Origin of the sequence: Azotobacter beijerinckii, assembly GCF_900110885.1 — a bacterium.
Lineage (GTDB): Bacteria > Pseudomonadota > Gammaproteobacteria > Pseudomonadales > Pseudomonadaceae > Azotobacter > Azotobacter beijerinckii.
In genome coordinates this window covers 107,394-125,970 of sequence record NZ_FOFJ01000006.1, presented here as the reverse complement: position 1 = coordinate 125,970, position 18,577 = coordinate 107,394, and the positions used below count along the sequence as shown (strand labels likewise).

16 protein-coding genes are annotated in these 18,577 nt (G+C 65.0%); all 16 read right to left on the bottom strand.

The window, feature by feature from the left end:
• Positions 1 to 14 precede the first annotated feature (14 nt).
• The gene (locus BMY22_RS05045) at positions 15 to 965 is read right to left on the bottom strand and encodes an acetyl-CoA carboxylase carboxyltransferase subunit alpha (RefSeq protein ID WP_090620062.1); all 951 of its coding nucleotides are present in this window, start codon (positions 963 to 965) and stop codon (positions 15 to 17) included.
• 141 nt (positions 966 to 1,106) lie between these two features.
• Entirely contained in the window at positions 1,107 to 4,634 is a 3,528-nt protein-coding gene (gene dnaE, locus BMY22_RS05040; RefSeq protein WP_090620060.1) for a DNA polymerase III subunit alpha, read from the bottom strand.
• 80 nt (positions 4,635 to 4,714) lie between these two features.
• Positions 4,715 to 5,350 (bottom strand): ribonuclease HII, encoded by a 636-nt coding sequence (gene rnhB / locus BMY22_RS05035; RefSeq protein ID WP_090620059.1) that lies wholly within the window; start codon positions 5,348 to 5,350, stop codon positions 4,715 to 4,717.
• Complete coding sequence (lpxB, locus tag BMY22_RS05030; protein ID WP_090620058.1) at positions 5,350 to 6,492, bottom strand: lipid-A-disaccharide synthase; 1,143 nt, start codon at positions 6,490 to 6,492, stop codon at positions 5,350 to 5,352. The genes rnhB and lpxB overlap by 1 nt, the downstream gene beginning before the upstream one ends.
• Before the next feature lies 1 nt (position 6,493).
• Positions 6,494 to 7,270: an acyl-ACP--UDP-N-acetylglucosamine O-acyltransferase gene (gene lpxA / locus BMY22_RS05025; protein ID WP_090620056.1), complete on the bottom strand. Its 777-nt coding sequence runs from the start codon at positions 7,268 to 7,270 to the stop codon at positions 6,494 to 6,496.
• Entirely contained in the window at positions 7,267 to 7,707 is a 441-nt protein-coding gene (gene fabZ, locus BMY22_RS05020) for a 3-hydroxyacyl-ACP dehydratase FabZ (protein WP_090620055.1), read from the bottom strand. Before fabZ ends, lpxA begins: the two co-directional genes overlap by 4 nt.
• A gap of 37 nt (positions 7,708 to 7,744) precedes the next feature.
• Positions 7,745 to 8,812, bottom strand: a complete 1,068-nt coding sequence (gene lpxD / locus BMY22_RS05015) for a UDP-3-O-(3-hydroxymyristoyl)glucosamine N-acyltransferase (protein ID WP_090620053.1) — start codon at positions 8,810 to 8,812, stop codon at positions 7,745 to 7,747.
• 2 nt (positions 8,813 to 8,814) lie between these two features.
• Entirely contained in the window at positions 8,815 to 9,318 is a 504-nt protein-coding gene (locus BMY22_RS05010; RefSeq protein ID WP_090620052.1) for an OmpH/Skp family outer membrane protein, read from the bottom strand.
• A 45-nt stretch (positions 9,319 to 9,363) separates the two neighbouring features.
• Positions 9,364 to 11,739, bottom strand: a complete 2,376-nt coding sequence (bamA, locus tag BMY22_RS05005; RefSeq protein ID WP_090620050.1) for an outer membrane protein assembly factor BamA — start codon at positions 11,737 to 11,739, stop codon at positions 9,364 to 9,366.
• Positions 11,740 to 11,812: 73 nt separating this feature from the next.
• Positions 11,813 to 13,165, bottom strand: a complete 1,353-nt coding sequence (gene rseP / locus BMY22_RS05000; protein WP_090620049.1) for a sigma E protease regulator RseP — start codon at positions 13,163 to 13,165, stop codon at positions 11,813 to 11,815.
• 129 nt (positions 13,166 to 13,294) lie between these two features.
• Complete coding sequence (ispC, locus tag BMY22_RS04995; protein ID WP_090620118.1) at positions 13,295 to 14,485, bottom strand: 1-deoxy-D-xylulose-5-phosphate reductoisomerase; 1,191 nt, start codon at positions 14,483 to 14,485, stop codon at positions 13,295 to 13,297.
• On the bottom strand, positions 14,479 to 15,294 hold the full coding sequence (locus tag BMY22_RS04990) for a phosphatidate cytidylyltransferase (protein WP_090620048.1): 816 nt from the start codon (positions 15,292 to 15,294) through the stop codon (positions 14,479 to 14,481). The genes ispC and BMY22_RS04990 overlap by 7 nt, the downstream gene beginning before the upstream one ends.
• Positions 15,294 to 16,049 carry a polyprenyl diphosphate synthase gene (gene uppS / locus BMY22_RS04985; RefSeq protein ID WP_090620117.1) on the bottom strand — a complete coding sequence of 252 codons (756 nt, stop codon included), beginning with the start codon at positions 16,047 to 16,049 and terminating at the stop codon, positions 15,294 to 15,296. The genes BMY22_RS04990 and uppS overlap by 1 nt, the downstream gene beginning before the upstream one ends.
• 23 nt (positions 16,050 to 16,072) lie before the next feature.
• Entirely contained in the window at positions 16,073 to 16,630 is a 558-nt protein-coding gene (gene frr / locus BMY22_RS04980; protein WP_090620046.1) for a ribosome recycling factor, read from the bottom strand.
• Complete coding sequence (gene pyrH, locus BMY22_RS04975) at positions 16,620 to 17,369, bottom strand: UMP kinase (RefSeq protein ID WP_090620045.1); 750 nt, start codon at positions 17,367 to 17,369, stop codon at positions 16,620 to 16,622. Before pyrH ends, frr begins: the two co-directional genes overlap by 11 nt.
• A gap of 295 nt (positions 17,370 to 17,664) precedes the next feature.
• On the bottom strand, positions 17,665 to 18,534 hold the full coding sequence (gene tsf / locus BMY22_RS04970) for a translation elongation factor Ts (RefSeq protein ID WP_090620043.1): 870 nt from the start codon (positions 18,532 to 18,534) through the stop codon (positions 17,665 to 17,667).
• Between the last annotated feature and the right edge of the window lie 43 nt (positions 18,535 to 18,577).

Sequence of the window (18,577 nt, the reverse complement as noted above, 5' to 3'; positions counted from 1 at the left end):
CCGGCGCTCGCCCATCAGATCCTGCCGTAGCTCATCAGACGCTCGTAGCGCTGCTCGAGCAGCGTGTCGCTGTCCAGGCCGCGCAGCACATCCAGCTGGGCCAGCAGTTGCTGGCGAATGCCCTCGGCGGTGGCGGCCGGATCGCGGTGGGCACCGCCCAGGGGTTCGCCGATCACCTCGTCGACGATGCCGAGATCCCGCAGGCGCGCGGCGGTAATGCCCATCGCTTCGGCGGCGTCGGCGGCCTTCTCGGCGGTACGCCAAAGGATCGAGGCGCAGCCTTCCGGCGAAATCACCGCATAGGTCGAGTACTGCAGCATGTTCAGACGGTCGCAAACGCCGATCGCCAAGGCGCCGCCGGAACCGCCCTCGCCGATCACCGTGGCGATGATCGGGGTCTTCAGGCGTGCCATCACCCGCAGGTTCCAGGCGATGGCCTCGCTCTGGTTGCGCTCCTCGGCGTCGATGCCGGGATAGGCGCCGGGGGTGTCGATGAAGGTCAGGATCGGCAGTTTGAAACGCTCGGCCATCTCCATCAGGCGACAGGCCTTGCGATACCCCTCGGGACGCGGCATGCCGAAGTTGCGGCGGACCTTCTCGCGCACGTCACGGCCCTTCTGGTGGCCGATGACCATCACCGGCTCGCCGTCCAGACGCGCCACACCGCCGACGATGGCCGCGTCGTCGGTGAAATGACGATCACCGTGCAGCTCCTCAAACTCGGTGAAGATGTGCTCGAGGTAGTCGAGGGTATAGGGACGACGCGGATGACGCGCCAGCTGGGCGATCTGCCAGCTGGTCAGGTTGCCGAAGATGCTCGCGGTGAGCGCATGGCTTTTGTCCTGAAGGCGGGAAATCTCGTCGCTGATGTTCAGCGCGTTGTCGTCGCCGACCAGACGCAGCTCTTCGATCTTGGCTTGCAGGTCGGCAATCGGCTGTTCGAAATCCAGAAAGTTCGGGTTCATAAGTTTCCGTCTTGAGTCGACGGCCTGGCGGCCGTTTGCTGTTCCGTTGGCGCCTTCACCTTAAGGGATCGGGCACCTGGCGTCGAGGATCGGAGCCGTCCGGGGCGATCCTCGCGCACGATGATTCCGCCGGCGTTCGTCTCAGCGGTAGTGCAGGAAGACGTTGTCCTTGCCGAACTGGTCACGCAGCGCCTGGATCAGGCTGTCGGCCGGATCGATCCGCCACGCTTCGCCGAATTGCAGCAGGGCTCGCGCATCCGGCCCGGTATAGTCCAGAGTGATCGGACAGGCACCCGGGTGGCGACGGCAGAGCTCCGCCAGCCAACGTAGGCGATCGCCCCCCAGCGCCGGGCTGGCGACCTGCAGGCGCAGGCTTTCGGCCAGCCCGGTGCGTGCCTCCTCCAGGCTCATCACCCGCTTGGCGCGCAGGCGCAGGCCGCCGGAAAAGTCGTCGTTGCTGACCTCTCCCTCCACCACCACCAGGGCATCGGTCTGCAACAGCGCCTGGGCGCCGGCGAAAGCATCGGCGAACAGCGAAGCCTCGATCCGCGCAGAACGATCGTCGAGGGTGATGAAGCCCATCTTGTCGCCCTTCTTGTTCTTCATCACCCGCAGGTTGACGATCAGCCCGGCGACGGTCTGGGTGTCCCGCGCCGGACGCAGCTCGACGATACGCTGGCGGGCGAAGCGGCGAACCTCGCCCTCGTACTCATCGATCGGGTGGCCGGTCAGGTACAGGCCGAGAGTGTCCTTCTCGCCTTTCAGGCGCTCCTTGAGCGACAGCTCGCGGGCGCTGCGATGGTTGGCGTAGACGTCCGCCTCAGGCTCGGCGAAGAGCCCGCCGAACAGGTCCACATGTCCGCTGTCGGCGCTGCGTGCGGTCTGCTCGGCGGCCTGCACGGCTTCTTCCACGGCAGCCAACAAGACCGCCCGGTTGCGGTCGATGTTCGCTTGGTAGGCCTTGATTTCGTCGGAGAAGTACGGCCCCAGGCGATCCAGCGCACCGCCGCGGATCAGCGCCTCGAGGGTGCGCTTGTTGATCCGCTTGAGGTCGACCCGCGCGCAGAAGTCGAACAGGTCGGTGAACGGGCCACCCGCCCAGCGGCACTCGACGATGGCCTCGACCGGCCCCTCGCCGACCCCCTTGATCGCACCCAGGCCGTAGACGATACGCCCCTCGTCGTCGACGGTGAACATGAACTCGGAGTTGTTCACGTCCGGCGCGACGATGCGCAGCTTCATGCTGCGGCACTCCTCGATCAGGGTCACCACCTTGTCGGTGTTGTGCATGTCCGCCGAGAGCACCGCGGCCATGAAGGGCGCCGGATGATGGGTCTTCAGCCAAGCGGTCTGGTAGGAAACCAGGCCATAGGCCGCCGAGTGCGACTTGTTGAAGCCGTAGCCGGCGAACTTCTCCACCAGGTCGAAAATGTTGCCTGCCAGATCGCCATCGATGCCGTTATTGGCGCAGCCTTCGATGAAGCCGCCGCGCTGCTTGGCCATCTCCTCGGGCTTCTTCTTGCCCATCGCGCGGCGCAGCATGTCGGCACCGCCCAGGGTGTAGCCGGCCATCACCTGGGCGATCTGCATCACCTGCTCCTGATACAGGATGATGCCGTAGGTGGGCTTCAGAACCGGCTCCAGGCCTGCGTACTGGTAATCGGAGTGCGGGTAGGAAATCTCTGCACGCCCGTGCTTGCGGTTGATGAAATCGTCCACCATGCCCGACTGCAGCGGGCCGGGGCGGAACAGCGCGACCAGGGCGATGAGGTCTTCCAGGCAGTCCGGCTTGAGCTTCTTGATCAGCTCCTTCATGCCGCGCGATTCGAGCTGGAACACCGCTGTGGTCTCGGCGCGCTGCAGCAGCGCGTAGGTCGCCTTGTCGTCCAGCGGAATGAAGTCGATATCCAGTGGCGGAAGATCCTTCTTCGCCTGCTCGCGGTTGATGGTTTCCATCGCCCACTTGATGATGGTCAGGGTGCGCAGGCCGAGGAAGTCGAACTTGACCAGGCCGGCGGCCTCCACGTCGTCCTTGTCGAACTGGGTCACCAGGCCGCTGCCGTCCTCGTCGCAGGCGATCGGCGAGAAGTCGGTGAGTTTGGTCGGCGCGATCACCACGCCGCCGGCGTGCTTGCCGGTGCCGCGGGTGATGCCCTCCAGCTTGAGGGCCATGTCCCAGATCTCCTGGGCTTCCTCGTCGACCTTGAGGAACTCACGGAGCATCTCTTCCTGCTCGAAGGCCTTCTCCAGGGTCATGCCGACCTCGAAGGGGATCATCTTCGACAGGCGGTCGGCGAGACCGTAGGACTTGCCCTGCACCCGCGCCACGTCGCGCACCACCGCCTTGGCCGCCATCGAGCCGAAGGTGATGATCTGGCTCACCGCGTTGCGTCCGTAGGCCTCGGCCACGTAGTCGATGACCCGATCGCGGCCGTCCATGCAGAAGTCGACGTCGAAGTCAGGCATGGAGACCCGCTCGGGATTGAGGAAGCGCTCGAACAGCAGGTCGTAGGCCAGGGGATCGAGGTCGGTGATCTTCAGTACATAGGCGACCAGCGAACCGGCGCCGGAACCGCGGCCGGGCCCGACCGGCACGCCGTTGTTCTTCGCCCACTTGATGAAATCCATCACGATCAGGAAGTAGCCGGGAAAACCCATCTGGATGATGGTGCCCAGCTCGAACTCCAGGCGGTCGACATAGACCTGGCGCTTTTCCTCGTAGTTGGGCGTGGTTTCCTTCGGCCAGAGCACCGCCAGGCGCTCCTCCAGCCCCTCGAAGGACACCTGGCGCAGGTAGTCGTCGATGGTCATGCCTTCCGGCACCGGGAAATTGGGCAGGAAGTGCTTGCCCAGGCGCACCTCGATATTGCAGCGCCGGGCGATCTCCACGCTGTTCTCCAGCGCCTCGGGCAGGTCGGAAAACAGCTCCCACATCTCGGCGGGCGTCTTCAGGTACTGCTGATCGGAATAGTTGCGCGGCCGTCGCGGATCGCCGAGGACACGCCCCTCGCCGATACACACACGGGTCTCGTGGGCCTCGAAGTCCTCCTGCTTGAGAAAACGCACGTCGTTGGTGGCCACCAGTGGCGCACCGCAGCGGCTGGCCAGCTCGACGGCGGCATGCAGGTATTCCTCGTCGCCGACCCGGCCGGTACGCTGCACCTCCAGGTAGAAGCGCTCGGGGAACACCGCCTGCCACTCCTTGAGGAGCGCCGCCGCCTCGTCGACATGGCCGTTGAGCAGCGCCAGGCCGATCTCTCCCTCCCGTGCCCCGGACAACGCGATCAGCCCCTCGGCGGCCTCCTTCACCCAGTCGCGCTGGATGATCACCAGACCATCGCCGTGCTGGCCCTCGGTCCAGCCCCGGGAAACCAGCTCGGTGAGGTTGCGGTAGCCCTTGGCGTCCATCGCCAGCAGGGTCAGGCGTGACAGCGGACCGTCGGCCTCGCGGCTGGCCAGCCAGAGGTCGGCGCCACAGATCGGCTTGACCCCGCCGCCCATGGCGGTCTTATAGAACTTCACCAGCGAGCACATGTTGCTCTGGTCGGTGACCGCCACCGCCGGCATCCCCGCCCCGGCCACCGCCTTGATCAGCGGCTTGACCCGCACCAGGCCGTCGACCAGGGAAAACTCGGTGTGCACGCGCAGGTGGACGAAAGAAAGGGACATGGGCAGACCTTGAGTGACAGTGAAACGGCAGGGGCGAAATTGTACTGCCTTTATCGGCAAGGGGTTCGCCGCGCGCCCGTTCAGGAAAGCAGGACGTCGGGCGGCGTGCAGATGCCGGGACCGGCCTCGAGCCGCTCGCGCACCGGCGCGAAGGAGCGCCGATGGATGGCGCTCGGCCCCAGACGGGCCAAGGCCTCCAGGTGCATGGCCGTGGGATAGCCCTTGTGCCTGGCCAATCCATAGCCCGGATAGAGGACATCCAGCGCAAGCATTTCCCGATCCCGGGCAACCTTGGCGAGGATCGAGGCCGCGGCGATGGCCGGCACCTGGGCGTCACCCTTGATTACCGGCGCGCAGGGCACCGCCAGCTTCGGACAGCGGTTGCCGTCGATCAGCGCCAGACGGGGCGTCACGGCGAGCCCCTCCACGGCACGCTGCATGGCCAGCAGGGTCGCTTGGAGGATGTTCAGCCGGTCGATCTCCTCCACCTCGGCACGGGCGATGCACCAGGCCAGCGCCTTCTCGCGGATTTCCTCGAACAGCGCCTCGCGACGGGCTTCGGAAAGCTTCTTCGAGTCGTTCAGCCCCATGATCGGCCGCGCCGGATCGAGGATCACCGCAGCAGTGACCACCGCCCCGCAGAGCGGGCCGCGACCGACTTCGTCGACACCGGCGACCAGCGCCTCGACCCGGCCGAAGTCCAGCCCCAGCTGCATCAGGCGCGCTCCGCCAGCTCGAGCACCGACTCGGCCGCCTGGTGCGAGGCGTCCCGGCGCAGCGAGCGATGGATGGCGTCGAAGCACTCGGTCTGCTCCCGACCTATCTCCAGCAACGGCATCAGCGCTTCGGCCAGCGCCTCGGGGGTCGCGCGCTCCTGCAGCAGCTCGGGCACCAGCGCCCGGCCGGCGAGCAGATTGGGCAGGGAGAAGAACGGCGTCTTCACCAGGTGTCTCGCAACCTTGTAGGTCAGCGGCGCCAGGCGATAGGCCACCACCATCGGCCGCTTGTACAGCAGAGCCTCCAGGGTCGCGGTACCGGAAGCGATGAGCACCGCATCGCAGGCCGCCAGTGCCTCGTGGGAGCGGCCGTCGAGCAGCATCACCGGCAGGTCGCGACGGGTATGGCTGAGCATCTCCTCGAGCTGCCGGCGCCGTTCGGAACTGGCGCAGGGCACCACGAAGCGCAGCGCTCCGGCGTGCAGCGCCAGCAGGCGCTCGGCAGCCTCGAGAAACAGCGGGCCGAGACGAGCCAGCTCGCCACCGCGGCTGCCCGGCATCAGGGCGACGATGGTCTCCCCGGCAGTCAGATCCAGAGCGGCGCGGGCGGCGTCGCGATCGGTCTGCAGGGGCACCTGATCGGCCAGCGGATGGCCGACGAAACGTACCGGCACGTCCTGCGCCTCGTAGAACTGCGCCTCGAAGGGAAACAGGGTGAGCATCAAGTCGCAGGCCTGGCGGATCTTCAGCACGCGCTTCTGCCGCCAGGCCCACACCGACGGACTGACATAGTGCACGGTACGAATGCCGGCACGGCGCAAGCGGAGTTCGACGCCCAGATTGAAATCCGGCGCATCGATACCGACGTACACGTCGGGCCTGGAGTCGATCAAACGGCGGATCAGCCGCCGTCGGCGCAACCAGAGTTCGGGGAGACGACCGAGCACCTCGAACAGCCCCATGACCGCCAGACGCTCCATGGGGAAATACGACTGCAGGCCCTCGGCCTGCATGCGCGGACCGCCGACGCCGATGAACTCGACGTCCGGGCGGACCGCCTTCAGGGCCTGCATCAGGCCGGCGCCGAGGATGTCGCCCGATGCCTCGCCGGCCACCAGGGCTACGCGCAAGGCGCGGGCCATGTCAGCGGGTGATTCCGCGGGTGGAGGCGCGAACGGAGTCGCGGAAGATGGCGACTTCGGGGAACTGCGCGGCCGTCTCCTCCAGCTCCACCAGCGCCTGCTCCACCGTCAGCCCCTGGCGGTAGACGATCTTGTAGGCACGGCGCAGCGCATTCATCGCCTCGGCCGAGAAGCCGCGCCGGCGCATGCCCTCGAAGTTCATGCTGCGGGCCTGGGCCGGGCTGCCCAGAACGGTGACGAACGCCGGCACGTCCTTGGATACGCCACTCCCCATGCCGACGAAGCTGTGCGCACCGATCTGGCAATGCTGGTGGATCAGGGTATAGCCGGAGAGGATCGCCCAGTCGCCCATGTGCACATGCCCGGCCAGGGAGGCGTTGTTGATCAGGATGCAGTGACTGCCCATCACGCAGTCATGGCCGATGTGGACATAAGCCATGAGCAGGTTGTGGTCGCCGATGGTGGTTTCCGAACGGTCCTGGACGGTACCGCGATGGATGGTGACACCCTCGCGAATCACGTTATGGTCGCCGATCACCAACCGGGTCGGCTCGCCCTTGTATTTCAGGTCGGAAGTGTCCTCACCGAGGGTGGAGAACTGGAAGATCTTGTTGTGCCGGCCGATCCAGGTCGGCCCCTTGACGACCACATGGGAAGCGATCTCGGTGCCTTCGCCGATATGCACGTTCGGCCCGATCAGGGTCCAGGGACCGATACGTACGTCGGGGGCCAGAGTGGCAGTCGGGTCAATGATGGCGCGAGGATCGATCAAACTCATAGCTTACGTTCCGCACAAATGATTTCGCCCGAGCAGACCTGCTTGTCCTCCACTCGGGCCTGGCACTCGAACTTCCAGATGCTGCGCTTGGCGCTGAGGAACCTGGCTTCGAGGATCAGTTGGTCGCCCGGCATCACCGGCTGGCGGAAACGCATTTTGTCCGAGCCGACGAAATAGTAGAGCGTGCCATCGGCGGGCTTCACGTCCAGCATCTTGAAACCCAGAATGCCGGCTGCCTGGGCCATCGCCTCGATGATCAGCACACCCGGCATGATCGGATGCAGGGGGAAGTGACCGTTGAAGAACGGCTCGTTGATGCTGACATTCTTGTAGGCGCGAATGCGCTGGCCTTCAATATCAAGGTCCACCACCCGATCAACCAAGAGGAAAGGATAGCGGTGCGGCAGGTATTCGCGAATCTCGTTGATGTCCATCATTTCCAGGGAAGCCTGTAGGTAAAGTTGGGGACGCACGTCAAAGTGGGTCAGCCTCTGATGTAGCATCTCCGCCAGAGGTCACGGCCGCCAGGCGCTTTTCCATCTGCTGCAGGCGCCGCGCCAGATCGTCGAGCTGGCGGATGCGGGCAACGCTCTTCTTCCATTCGGGTGCGGGTTGCATCGCCGTACCCGAAGAGTAGGCACCCGGCTCGTGGATCGAACGGGTGACCATGGTCATCCCGGTGACGAATACCCCGTCGCAGACCTCGATATGCCCCACCATGCCGACGCCGCCGGCGATCATGCAGTGCCTGCCGATCTTGGTGCTGCCGGAAATTCCGACGCAACCGGCCATGGCGGTGTGGTCGCCGATCTGCACGTTGTGGGCGATCATGATCTGGTTATCCAGCTTGACGCCGTTGCCGATCAGCGTGTCGGCCAGCGCGCCGCGATCGATGGTGGTATTGGCGCCGATCTCCACATCGTCGCCGATAGTCACCCCGCCGATCTGGGCGATCTTGTGCCAGGTGCCCTTCTCGTTGGCGAAACCGAATCCCTCGCCGCCGATCACCGCTCCGGACTGGATGACCACCCGCTTGCCGATCCGTACGTCATGGTAGAGCGTCACCCGTGGCGCCAGCCAGCCGCCCTCGCCGATCACGCTGCGGGCGCCGACGAAGCACTGCGCACCGACCGTGACCCCCTCCTCGATCCGCACCCCGGTCTCAATCACCGCATAGGCACCGATGCTGGCGGAGGGATGGATGCTGGCATCCGGAGCGACCAGGGCAGTGGCATGCACTCCGGCGACTGGCACGGGCTTCGGATCGAACAGGTGCGACAGTTGCGCATAGGCCAAGTAGGGATTGGCCAGCAGCAGGGCATCGCCCGCGTAGGCCCCGGCGTCTGCCGGGGCCAGCAGCAGGGCTCCGGCACGGGTGCTCTCCAGGTATTTGCGGTACTTCGGATTGACGAGGAAACTCAGGTGTTCCGGGCCAGCCTCCTCGAGGGTGGCCAGCCCGCGGACGGTTCGGTCCGCCGCACCGCGCAGCGTGGCGCCAAGCCGCTCGGCCAGTTCGCCGAGAGAGAATGCAGGCGCGCTCATCGTCAGCGCATCTGGTTCATGCGCTCGATGACCTGGCGGGTGATGTCATACTGCGGCTTGACCTCGACCACCGAGCCCTGCTCGAGCACCAGATCGTAGCCTCCCTTCTTGATGACCTCCTCGACGGCCTTGTCCAGCTTCGGCTTGAGCTGCTTGAGCATCTCGCGGTCGGCGACCGCCTTGGCCTCGTTCAGCTCCTTGGACTGGAACTGGAAGTCGCGGGCCTTCTGCTTGAACTCGAGTTCAAGGCGCTCGCGCTCGGCGGTCTGCAGCTTCTCACCCTCCTTCACCAGGCGGTCCTGGATGCGCTTGGCGTCGCTTTCCAGGGTCTTCAGCTTGTTCAGCTGCGGACCGAACTTCTTCTCCGCATCCACGGCATACGTCTTCGCCGCATCGGATTCGAGCAGGGACATCTGATAGTTGAGCACGGCGATCTTCATTTCCGCGAAGGCCGGTGTCGCCAGAAGGGCTGCACTGAACAAAACCCATTGAGTCAACTTGCGCACGATGAACTCCCGCTTTGCAGCATTTACGTGATGAGGATGGAGCCGTCAGAAACTCTGGCCCATTGAGAACTGGAACACCTGGGTTTGGGCGTCATTTGGCGTTCTGACCGGCGTGGCCAGACTGAAACTCAGCGGGCCGAAGCCGCTGACCCAGGTCACGCCAAGACCTAGCGAAGCAGCCATATTGGTGAGGTCGACGCCACAGCTATCGTCATTGCGATCCTTCTGCGAGGAACTGCAGCTGGTGTCGAACACGTTACCCATATCCAAGAACAGACTGGTACGTAGGGAGCGTTGATCCTTGACAAACGGCATCGGGAATATCATCTCGGCCCCACCGGCGACCAACACGTTGCCGCCGAACGGCTGTGCCTTCTGGTCCGGATCCGCCAGCGTACCCACGTTGCCGGTCACCGCCTCACCGCGGCTCGGTGTACTGCGCGCGCCCAGGGTGTTGTCCTTGAAGCCCCGGACCGAGGAAAAACCGCCGGCGTAGTAATGCTCGTAGAAGGGCATCTTCGAGGTCGAACCAAAACCGTCACCATAGCCCAACTGGGTGTGGAAGCGCAGCGTGTAGTCGTCGGTCAGCGCCTTGAACAGCTGGCCGTTGTAGTCGACCTTGTAAAACGACAGGTCGCTGCCGGGCAGCGTGCTCTCGAACACCAGGCTCTGGGAGGCGCCGCGAGTAGGCATCACCCCGCGGTTCAGGGTCGACTCGGACCAGCCCGCCGAAGCCTTGAAGTTCACGTAGTTGTCGCCTTCCTTCTCAAGGAAGCTGAAGATCTCGTCGACTGTGTAGGTACCGGTACTGATGTTGTCCCGCTGGGCGGTTAGACCAAAACTCAGACGTGCAGTTTCGCTGATCGGATAACCGATGTTGACCCCAGAACCGAAGCTGTCCACCGAGTAACTGGAGTAATTCACGTTCAGATCGTTGTAGTTGGTCTCGCGGAGGAAGACGTTATAGCCGAGGCTGATGCCGTCTTCGGTCCAATAGGGATCGACGAAGCCGAAGTTGTAGTTGGTCTGGTATTCGCTACGGGTCAAGCCGATGGTGACCTTGTTGCCAGTGCCGAGAAAGTTGTTCTGACTGATCGAGCCCCCTAGGACCAGACCGGCATTCTGGGCGAAGCCGACGCTGGCGGTGACGGAACCGGAAGCCTGCTCCTCGACCGTGAAATTGACATCGACCTGGTCGTCGGCGCCGGGCACCTGCGGCGTCTGGACGCTGACTTCCTTGAAGAAGCCCAGCCGCTCGAGGCGGGTCTTGGACTGGTCGATCAGGTAGGTCGAGGCCCAACCGCCTTCCATCTGGCGCATCTCGCGCCGCAGCACCTCGTCTTCGGTCTTGGTGTTGCCGCGAAAGTTGATGCGGTTGACATAGGCTCGCTTGCCCGGATCGACCACCAAAGTGACAGAAACCGTCTTGTCCTCGTCGTGCGGCTCGGGCACAGCATTGACGTTGGCAAAGGTATAGCCCTCGTTGCCCAGGCGCCGGGTGACCAGTTCGGAACTGCTGGTCATCACCTTGCGGGAGAACACCTGGCCTTCCTTGACCAGCAGCAGGGACTTGAGATCCTCTTCCGGAACCTTCAGGTCGCCGGTGAGCTTGACCTCGCGAATGCTGTACTTCTCGCCCTCGTCGATGTTGACGGTGACGTAGACGTGCCGCTTGTCCGGCGTGATGGATACCTGGGTGGAGGAGATATCCATGTTGATATAGCCGCGGTCCAGGTAGTAGGAGCGCAGACGCTCGAGGTCACCGGACAGCTTCTCGCGGGCATACTTGTCGTCGTTGCGAAAGAAGGACAGCAGGTTGGTGGTCTTCAGCTCGAACAGCCTGAGCAGGGTTTCGTCCGGGAAGACGGTATTGCCCACCACGTTGATGTGCTGGATGGCAGCCACCGAACCTTCGTTGATCTTGATCTTCAGTGCCACCCGATTGCGCGGTTGCGGCACGACCTCGGTCTCGATCGAAGCCGAATAACGGCCTTGGGCGACGTACTGGCGCTGCAGCTCGTTACGCACCCCCTCCAGGGTGGCCCGCTGGAAGATCTCGCCCTCGGCCAGGCCGGACTTCTTCAGGCCGTTCAGCAGATCCTCCGACTTGATGGCCTTGTTGCCCTCCAGCTCGATGCTGGAGATCGAGGGCCGCTCGACTACGGTGATGACCAGAACGTTGCCATCGCGGCCAAGCTGGATATCCTGAAAGAAGCCGGTCTTGAAGAGGGCTCGCGTACCCTCCACGAGACGCCGATCGTCCACCTGATCGCCGACGCCGAGCGGCAGGGCACTGAACACGCTACCGGCGGAGACCCTCTGCAAACCATTGACGCGGATATCGGTGATGGTGAAGGACTCGGCGTGAACCTCAGCGGTCATCAGGGCGGCGAGGACCGCAGGCAGCAGCAGGCGTTTCATGAAGTCCTTTCTTTTTCAACTGACAATAAAGAAACTGCCGCGTTTCGCGGCAGTTTCGAAACTCGACAATGCGTCACAATCGACTCAGGTCATTGACCAGAGCCAGCAGCATGACCCCGACGACCAGGCTGATCCCAATCTGCATTCCCCAAGCCTGGACTCGTTCCGACAAGGGGCGCCCGCGGACCCACTCGACGAAATAGAAAAGCAGATGCCCGCCATCGAGCACTGGAATCGGCAACAAATTGAGCACTCCCAAGCTTATACTCAGATAGGCGAGGAAATTCAGGAAGTCTCCCACCCCTGACTGGGCTGAAGCGCCCGCCACTTTAGCAATGGTTATCGGCCCGCTCAAGTTTTTTACCGAGAGCTCGCCGAAGAGCATTTTCCTCAGCGAATCGAGGGTCAGAACGCTCATGCTCCAGGTCCGCCGGAGGGCTTCGCCGACCGCCTCCAGCGGGTCGTGACGGACTTCACGAACCATTTCCGGAGGCCATTCGACAGCCTCCACCCCGGCCCCGAGATAGCCGCTGCGCGCTTCGCCTTCGCCACGCACCGCCAACTCGACCGGCAGCTCGATCCGCTGCCCTTCCCGCTCGATCAGGAAGACAACCCGCACGCCGGGACGGGCGCGCACCCGATCGACCACCTGCTGCCAGTCGTCCAGCGCCTGCCCGTCGAGCGTCAGCAGGCGGTCGCCGCCCCGCAGGCCCGCCGCCTGTGCCGGCCCCTTCGGGTCCAGCCGGGCCAGTACCGGCGCCAAGGCGGGACGCCACGGACGAATCCCGAGACCAGCGATCGGATCGGGCTCTTCGACATCCTTCAGCCAGTCCTCGAGAACCAGCCGGCGCTGGGCATCCACGCTGGAGCCTGGCTCGCGCACGGTGACCTCGAGGGCTCCGCTCTCGCCCAGACGCCGCACCAGCTGCAGGTTGACCGCCGACCAGTCGGCCGTCTCCTCGCCATCCACCGCCAGGACTTCCTCTCCGGCCTGCAACCCCGCAACCGCCGCCGGACTGCCTGCCTCCACCGCACCGATCACCGGTCGCAACTGCTGGCTGCCGAGCATGGCGAGCAGCCAGAAGAACAGCAGGGCCAGGAGAAAGTTGGCGACAGGGCCGGCCGCAACGATGGCAATACGCCGGCCGACGCCCTGACGGTTGAACGTCTGGTCGAGCAGCTCGGCGGGCACCTCGCCCTCCCGCTCGTCGAGCATCTTGACATAGCCGCCCAGCGGAACCGCGGCGATCACGAACTCGGTTCCCTGTCGGTCGTGCCAGCGCAGCAAGGCCGTGCCGAAACCGATGGAAAAGCGCAGCACCTTGACGCCACAGCGACGGGCAACCCAGAAATGGCCAAACTCATGGAAAGTGACCAGCACCCCGAGCGCTACCAGGGTGCCGACAATCATGTACAGAGCACTCATCGAACTCCTCCGGGTCGGCGATCAGCGCGCCGAACTCAAGTCTCGGTGTGGACGCTCGGGTCGGTTGGCGAACCCGCCTCACCGCCCCTGCCGAAAAGGTCCTCGTCGCCCTTCGCCGCGCGAACAGGCTCAGCGATCGTAACGCCGCAGCCAGCCTTCGGCCCCGGCACGCGCCTGACCATCGGCGAGCAGCACCGTCTCGAGATCGCCGATGGCGACCACCGGCTCGCCCTGCAGGACATCTCCGATGATACTCGCGATTTCCGGGAAGCGGATGCGCCCGTCGAGAAAGGCCGAAACGGCCACCTCGTTGGCGGCATTGAGCATGGCCGGCGCGCTGCCGCCGGCCTCGGCTGCCTGGCGAGCCAGACGCAGGCAGGGAAAACGTGCCTCGTCGGGAGCCTGGAAGTCCAGGCGGGCGATGGCGAACAGGTCCAGGGGAGCAACCCCGGAATCGATGCGCTCGGGCCAGGCCAGGGCATGGGCGATCGGCGTGCGCATGTCCGGATTGCCCAACTGGGCCAGCACCGAGCCGTCGACATAATCGACCAACGAGTGGATCACGCTCTGCGGATGGACCACCACCTCGACCTGCGCGGGGCGCGCATCGAACAGCCAACAGGCCTCGATCAGCTCAAGCCCCTTGTTCATCATGCTCGCCGAGTCCACGGAGATCTTCCGCCCCATCGACCAGTTGGGATGGGCACAAGCCTGCGCGGGCGTCACTTCGACCAGCTCGGCCGCCGGGGTTTCGCGGAACGGCCCGCCGGAGGCGGTCAGCAGGATGCGCCGCACCCCGACCGCCGCCAGGCCGTCCCCGTAACCAGGAGGCAGGCACTGGAAGATCGCATTGTGCTCGCTGTCGATCGGCAGCAACTGCGCGCCGCTGCGGCGCACCGCCTGCATGAACAGGGCACCGGACATCACCAGCGCCTCCTTGTTGGCCAGCAGGACCTTCTTGCCCGCCTCCACCGCCGCCAGTGTGGGGCGCAACCCGGCGGCGCCGACGATCGCCGCCATCACCGCATCCACCTCGGGATGGGCCGCCACCTCGCAAAGCCCTTCGCTGCCCGCCAGCACCCGAGTAGTCAGGCCAGCGGCACGCAACTCGCCCTCGAGTCGTTGCGCCTCCAGCGCCTCGGGCACCACGGCATAGCGGGGAGCGAAGCGCAGACAGAGGGCCTTCAACTCGTCCCGTCGGGCAAACCCCGTCAGCGCGAAAGCCCGATAGCGGTCGGGATGACGGGCAATCACGTCCAGGGTACTCAAGCCGATGGAGCCGGTGGCACCCAGCACGGTTATCTGTTGCGGATTCAAAATGACCTCCAACCAGCGAGCCAGAGCATGACGACGAACATCGGGATGGCCGCCGTCAGGCTGTCGATACGATCCAGCACGCCGCCGTGTCCGGGCAGCAGATGACTGCTGTCCTTGAGACCGGCCTGGCGCTTGAACATGCTCTCGGTCAGATCGCCGACCACCGAGATCAGCACCACCAGGGCAGCACCCGCCAAGGCCAGCACCTGCTCGCCCGCCGACCAGCCGCGGACCAGCCCGACGGCGACGGTGAGCAGCAGGCAGGCCAGCAGGCCGCCCGCTACCCCTTCCCAGCTCTTGCCGGGACTGACCTGCGGCGCCAGCTTGCGCCGACCGAAGGCCCTGCCAACGAAATAGGCTCCGATATCCGCGGTCCAGACCAGCACCATCACCGCCAGGATCAGTTGATTGCCCAGCGGCCACTGCTTGAGCAGCAGCAACCCCTGCCAGGCCGGCAGGAGGATCAGCAGGCCGATCGCCAACCGGCGCCCCGCGCCCTCCCAGCAAGGAGCGCTCTGCGGATAGTTCAGGACCAGCGGCACGGCCAGCAGCCACCAGAGAATGCCGAGCAGCATGACCCCGGCCGCCAGCACCGGCACCCAGTAGAGCAGCACGAGCAGTGCCGCAACCGACGCCGCGAAGCCCAGGCGGGCCGGCTGTCCGGCGAAACCGGCGAGCCGCGCCCACTCCCAACCGCCCAAGGTGACGACCGCACCGATGAACAGCGCGAACGCCACGCCCTCGAGAAGGAAGAAACCGGCCAGGGCGAGGGGCAACAGCACCAGCGCGGTGAGAATTCGTTGCTTGAGCATCAGGTCCGTACCTCTGCTTCCACCTGCTCGCTGGTCTTGCCGAAACGTCGCTGGCGGGATGCGAAGTCGGCCAGCGCCCGGCGCATGGCTTCCTGCTTGAAATCCGGCCAATACAGATCGATGAAGTACAGCTCGGCATAGGCCAGCTGCCAGAGCAGGAAATTGCTGATGCGGTGGTCCCCGCCGGTGCGGATGCAGAGGTCCGGCAGCGGCTGGTCGCCGGTCGACAGGCTTCTCTGCAGGAGCTGCGGCGTGATGTCATCCGGCTGCAGATGGCCGGCCTGTACCTCCCGCGCCAGACACTGCGCAGCCTGGACGATGTCCCACTGTCCGCCGTAGTTGGCGGCGACCTGCAGGAGCAGCCCCTTCTGCCCGGCGGTCTGCAACTCCGCTTCGCGCATGGCGGCCTGCAGCTCCGGACTGAAGCGCGAGCGATCGCCGATGATCCGCAGGCAGACGCCGTTCTCGCGGAGCCGTTTCGCCTCGCGACGCAGGGCCGTCAGGAACAGCTCCATCAGGGCGCCGACCTCGGCGGCCGGGCGCTGCCAGTTCTCGCTGGAGAAGGCGAACAGGGTCAGCACCTCGACCCCCGCCTCGGCGCATACCTCGATCACCGCCCGCACCGCGTCGACCCCCGCCTTGTGCCCGGCGATGCCGGGCAGCAGGCGTTTCTTCGCCCAGCGGTTGTTGCCGTCCATGATGATTGCGACATGGCGCGGCACCACGGCCGGAGCAGCGCTCTCGTACTTGTCCATGGCGTTCCCCGTAGCGGCCGCCATCAGACGGCCATCAGGTCGGCCTCCTTGGCCTCCAAAGCCTTGTCGACCTCGGCGACGGCCTTGTCGGTGAGCTTCTGCACCTCGTCGGCCGCGCGGCGCTCGTCGTCCTCGCTGATCTCCTTCTCCTTGACCAGATCCTTGAGCTGGGCCAAGGCATCGCGGCGGATGTTGCGCACCGCGACCCGGGCGTTCTCCGCCTCGGCACGCGCCTGCTTGGTATAACCCTTGCGGGTTTCCTCGGTCAGTGCCGGCATCGGTACGCGGATGGTGGTGCCGGCAGTCGCCGGGTTGAGGCCCAGGTCGGAGGTCATGATGGCCTTCTCCACCGCCTGGATCATGCTTCTGTCGAACACGGTCAGTGCCAAGGTGCGGGCATCCTCGGCGACCACGTTGGCGACCTGGCGCAACGGCGTGTCGGCCCCGTAGTAGGAAACCATGACGCCGTCCAGGATGCTCGGGTGGGCACGCCCGGTACGGATCTTGGCGAAGGCGTGCTCCAGGGACTCCAGGCTCTTCTTCATGCGCGCCTGCGCGTCCTTCTTGATCTCATTGATCATGCTTGCTTTCCTCGATCAGGGTTCCTTCGGCGCCGCCAACCACAATGTTCAGCAGGGCACCCGGCTTATTCATATTGAAGACGCGCAGCGGCATCTTGTGATCGCGACACAGACAAATGGCGGTCAGATCCATCACGCCCAGCTTGCGATCCAGCACCTCGTCGTAGGTCAGGTGCTCGAACTTCTCGGCATTCGGATCCTTGAAGGGGTCGGCCGTGTAGACACCGTCCACCTTGGTAGCCTTGAGCACCAGATCGGCGTCGACCTCGATGGCGCGCAGGCAGGCCGCGGAATCCGTGGTGAAGAAGGGATTGCCGGTTCCGGCGGCGAAGATCACCACCTCGCCGGAAACCAGATGGCGCATGGCCTTGCGCCGGTCGTAGTGGTCGGTCACGCCGACCATGGAGATCGCCGACATGACGGTCGCCGGGATATTGGAGCGCTCCAGGGCGTCGCGCATGGCCAGGGCATTCATCACCGTGGCCAGCATGCCCATGTGATCGCCCGTGACCCGATCCATGCCGGCGGCGGACAGCGCGGCACCGCGAAACAGGTTGCCGCCCCCGATCACTAAACCGACCTGCACGCCGATGCCGACCAGTTGGCCGACCTCCAGCGCCATGCGGTCCAGCACCTTGGGATCGATGCCGAACTCCTCGGAGCCCATCAAAGCTTCGCCGCTGAGCTTGAGCAGAATGCGTTTATAGCGAGGTTGACGACCACTCACCTGCTGGGCCATTGCGTATCTCTCCTGCGGCTCTATCTAATCAATCGGGGCAGGCACGCGTGCCTGTCGTTGCTCCGCGCCGGCACCCGCGCGGACCGGCAGTCGGGAGGCAACCCGGCGAGCGGTTGCGCCACCCGACAGCCCGTGTAAATCGGCTGTAGCGCTCGACTCTGGCATCGCGGTCGGGAATGCCCCATCGCCACGCCCTGCTCCACGGGCCGGGCCGGCAAACCGCGCCGCCAGTCGACAAAGAGGCTGCACGCGCGAGCGGGCAGCCTCTGGTCGGAACGACGGAATCGAAGCCGTCTTATTGCTGGCTGGCAGCGAGCTGGGCGGCCACTTCGGCAGCGAAGTCGACTTCCGCCTTCTCGATGCCCTCGCCCACTTCGTAACGGACGAAGGAGACGATTTCGGCCCCGGCCTTCTTAGCCAGATCGCCCACCTTGACTTCCGGATCCTTGACGAACGGCTGCTCGACCAGGCTGGCTTCGGCGAGGAACTTGCCGATACGGCCCTTGACCATGTTCTCGACGATGTTTTCCGGCTTGCCGGCGATCTTGTCGGCGTTCAGCGCCAGGAAGATTTCCTTCTCCTTGGCGATCGCCTCCTCGGAAACCTGGGACGGGCTCAGGAACTGCGGGTTGCTGGCCGCCACGTGCATGGCGATTTCCTTGGCCAGCTCGACGCTGCCGCCCTTCAGGGTGACCAGAACGCCGATGCGGTGACCGTGCAGGTAGGCACCCACCACGTCGCCCTCGACACGGGTCAGACGGCGGATGTTGACGTTTTCGCCGCACTTGGCCACCAGAGCCTCGCGCGCCGACTCCTGGGCCGCGATCAGCGGAGCGGCGTCGGTCAGCTTGTCGGCGAAGGCCTTCTCGAGGCTGGCGGCGACGAAGGCCTTGAAATCGTCCTGCAGGGCCAGGAAGTCGGTCTGGGAGTTGACCTCGACGATCACCGCCGCCTTGCCGTCATCGGCCACCTTGACCGCGATGGAGCCCTCGGCAGCGATGTTGCCGGCCTTCTTGGCCGCCTTGATCGCACCGGCGGCACGCATGTCGTCGATGGCCTTCTCGATGTCGCCACCGGCGGCCGTCAGGGCCTTCTTGCAATCCATCATGCCCTGGCCGGTACGTTCGCGCAGTTCCTTGACCAGCGCCGCAGTAATCTCTGCCATGTTCGCAATCCTCTTGAATAGATTTTTCCGCCCGCTGGATCGG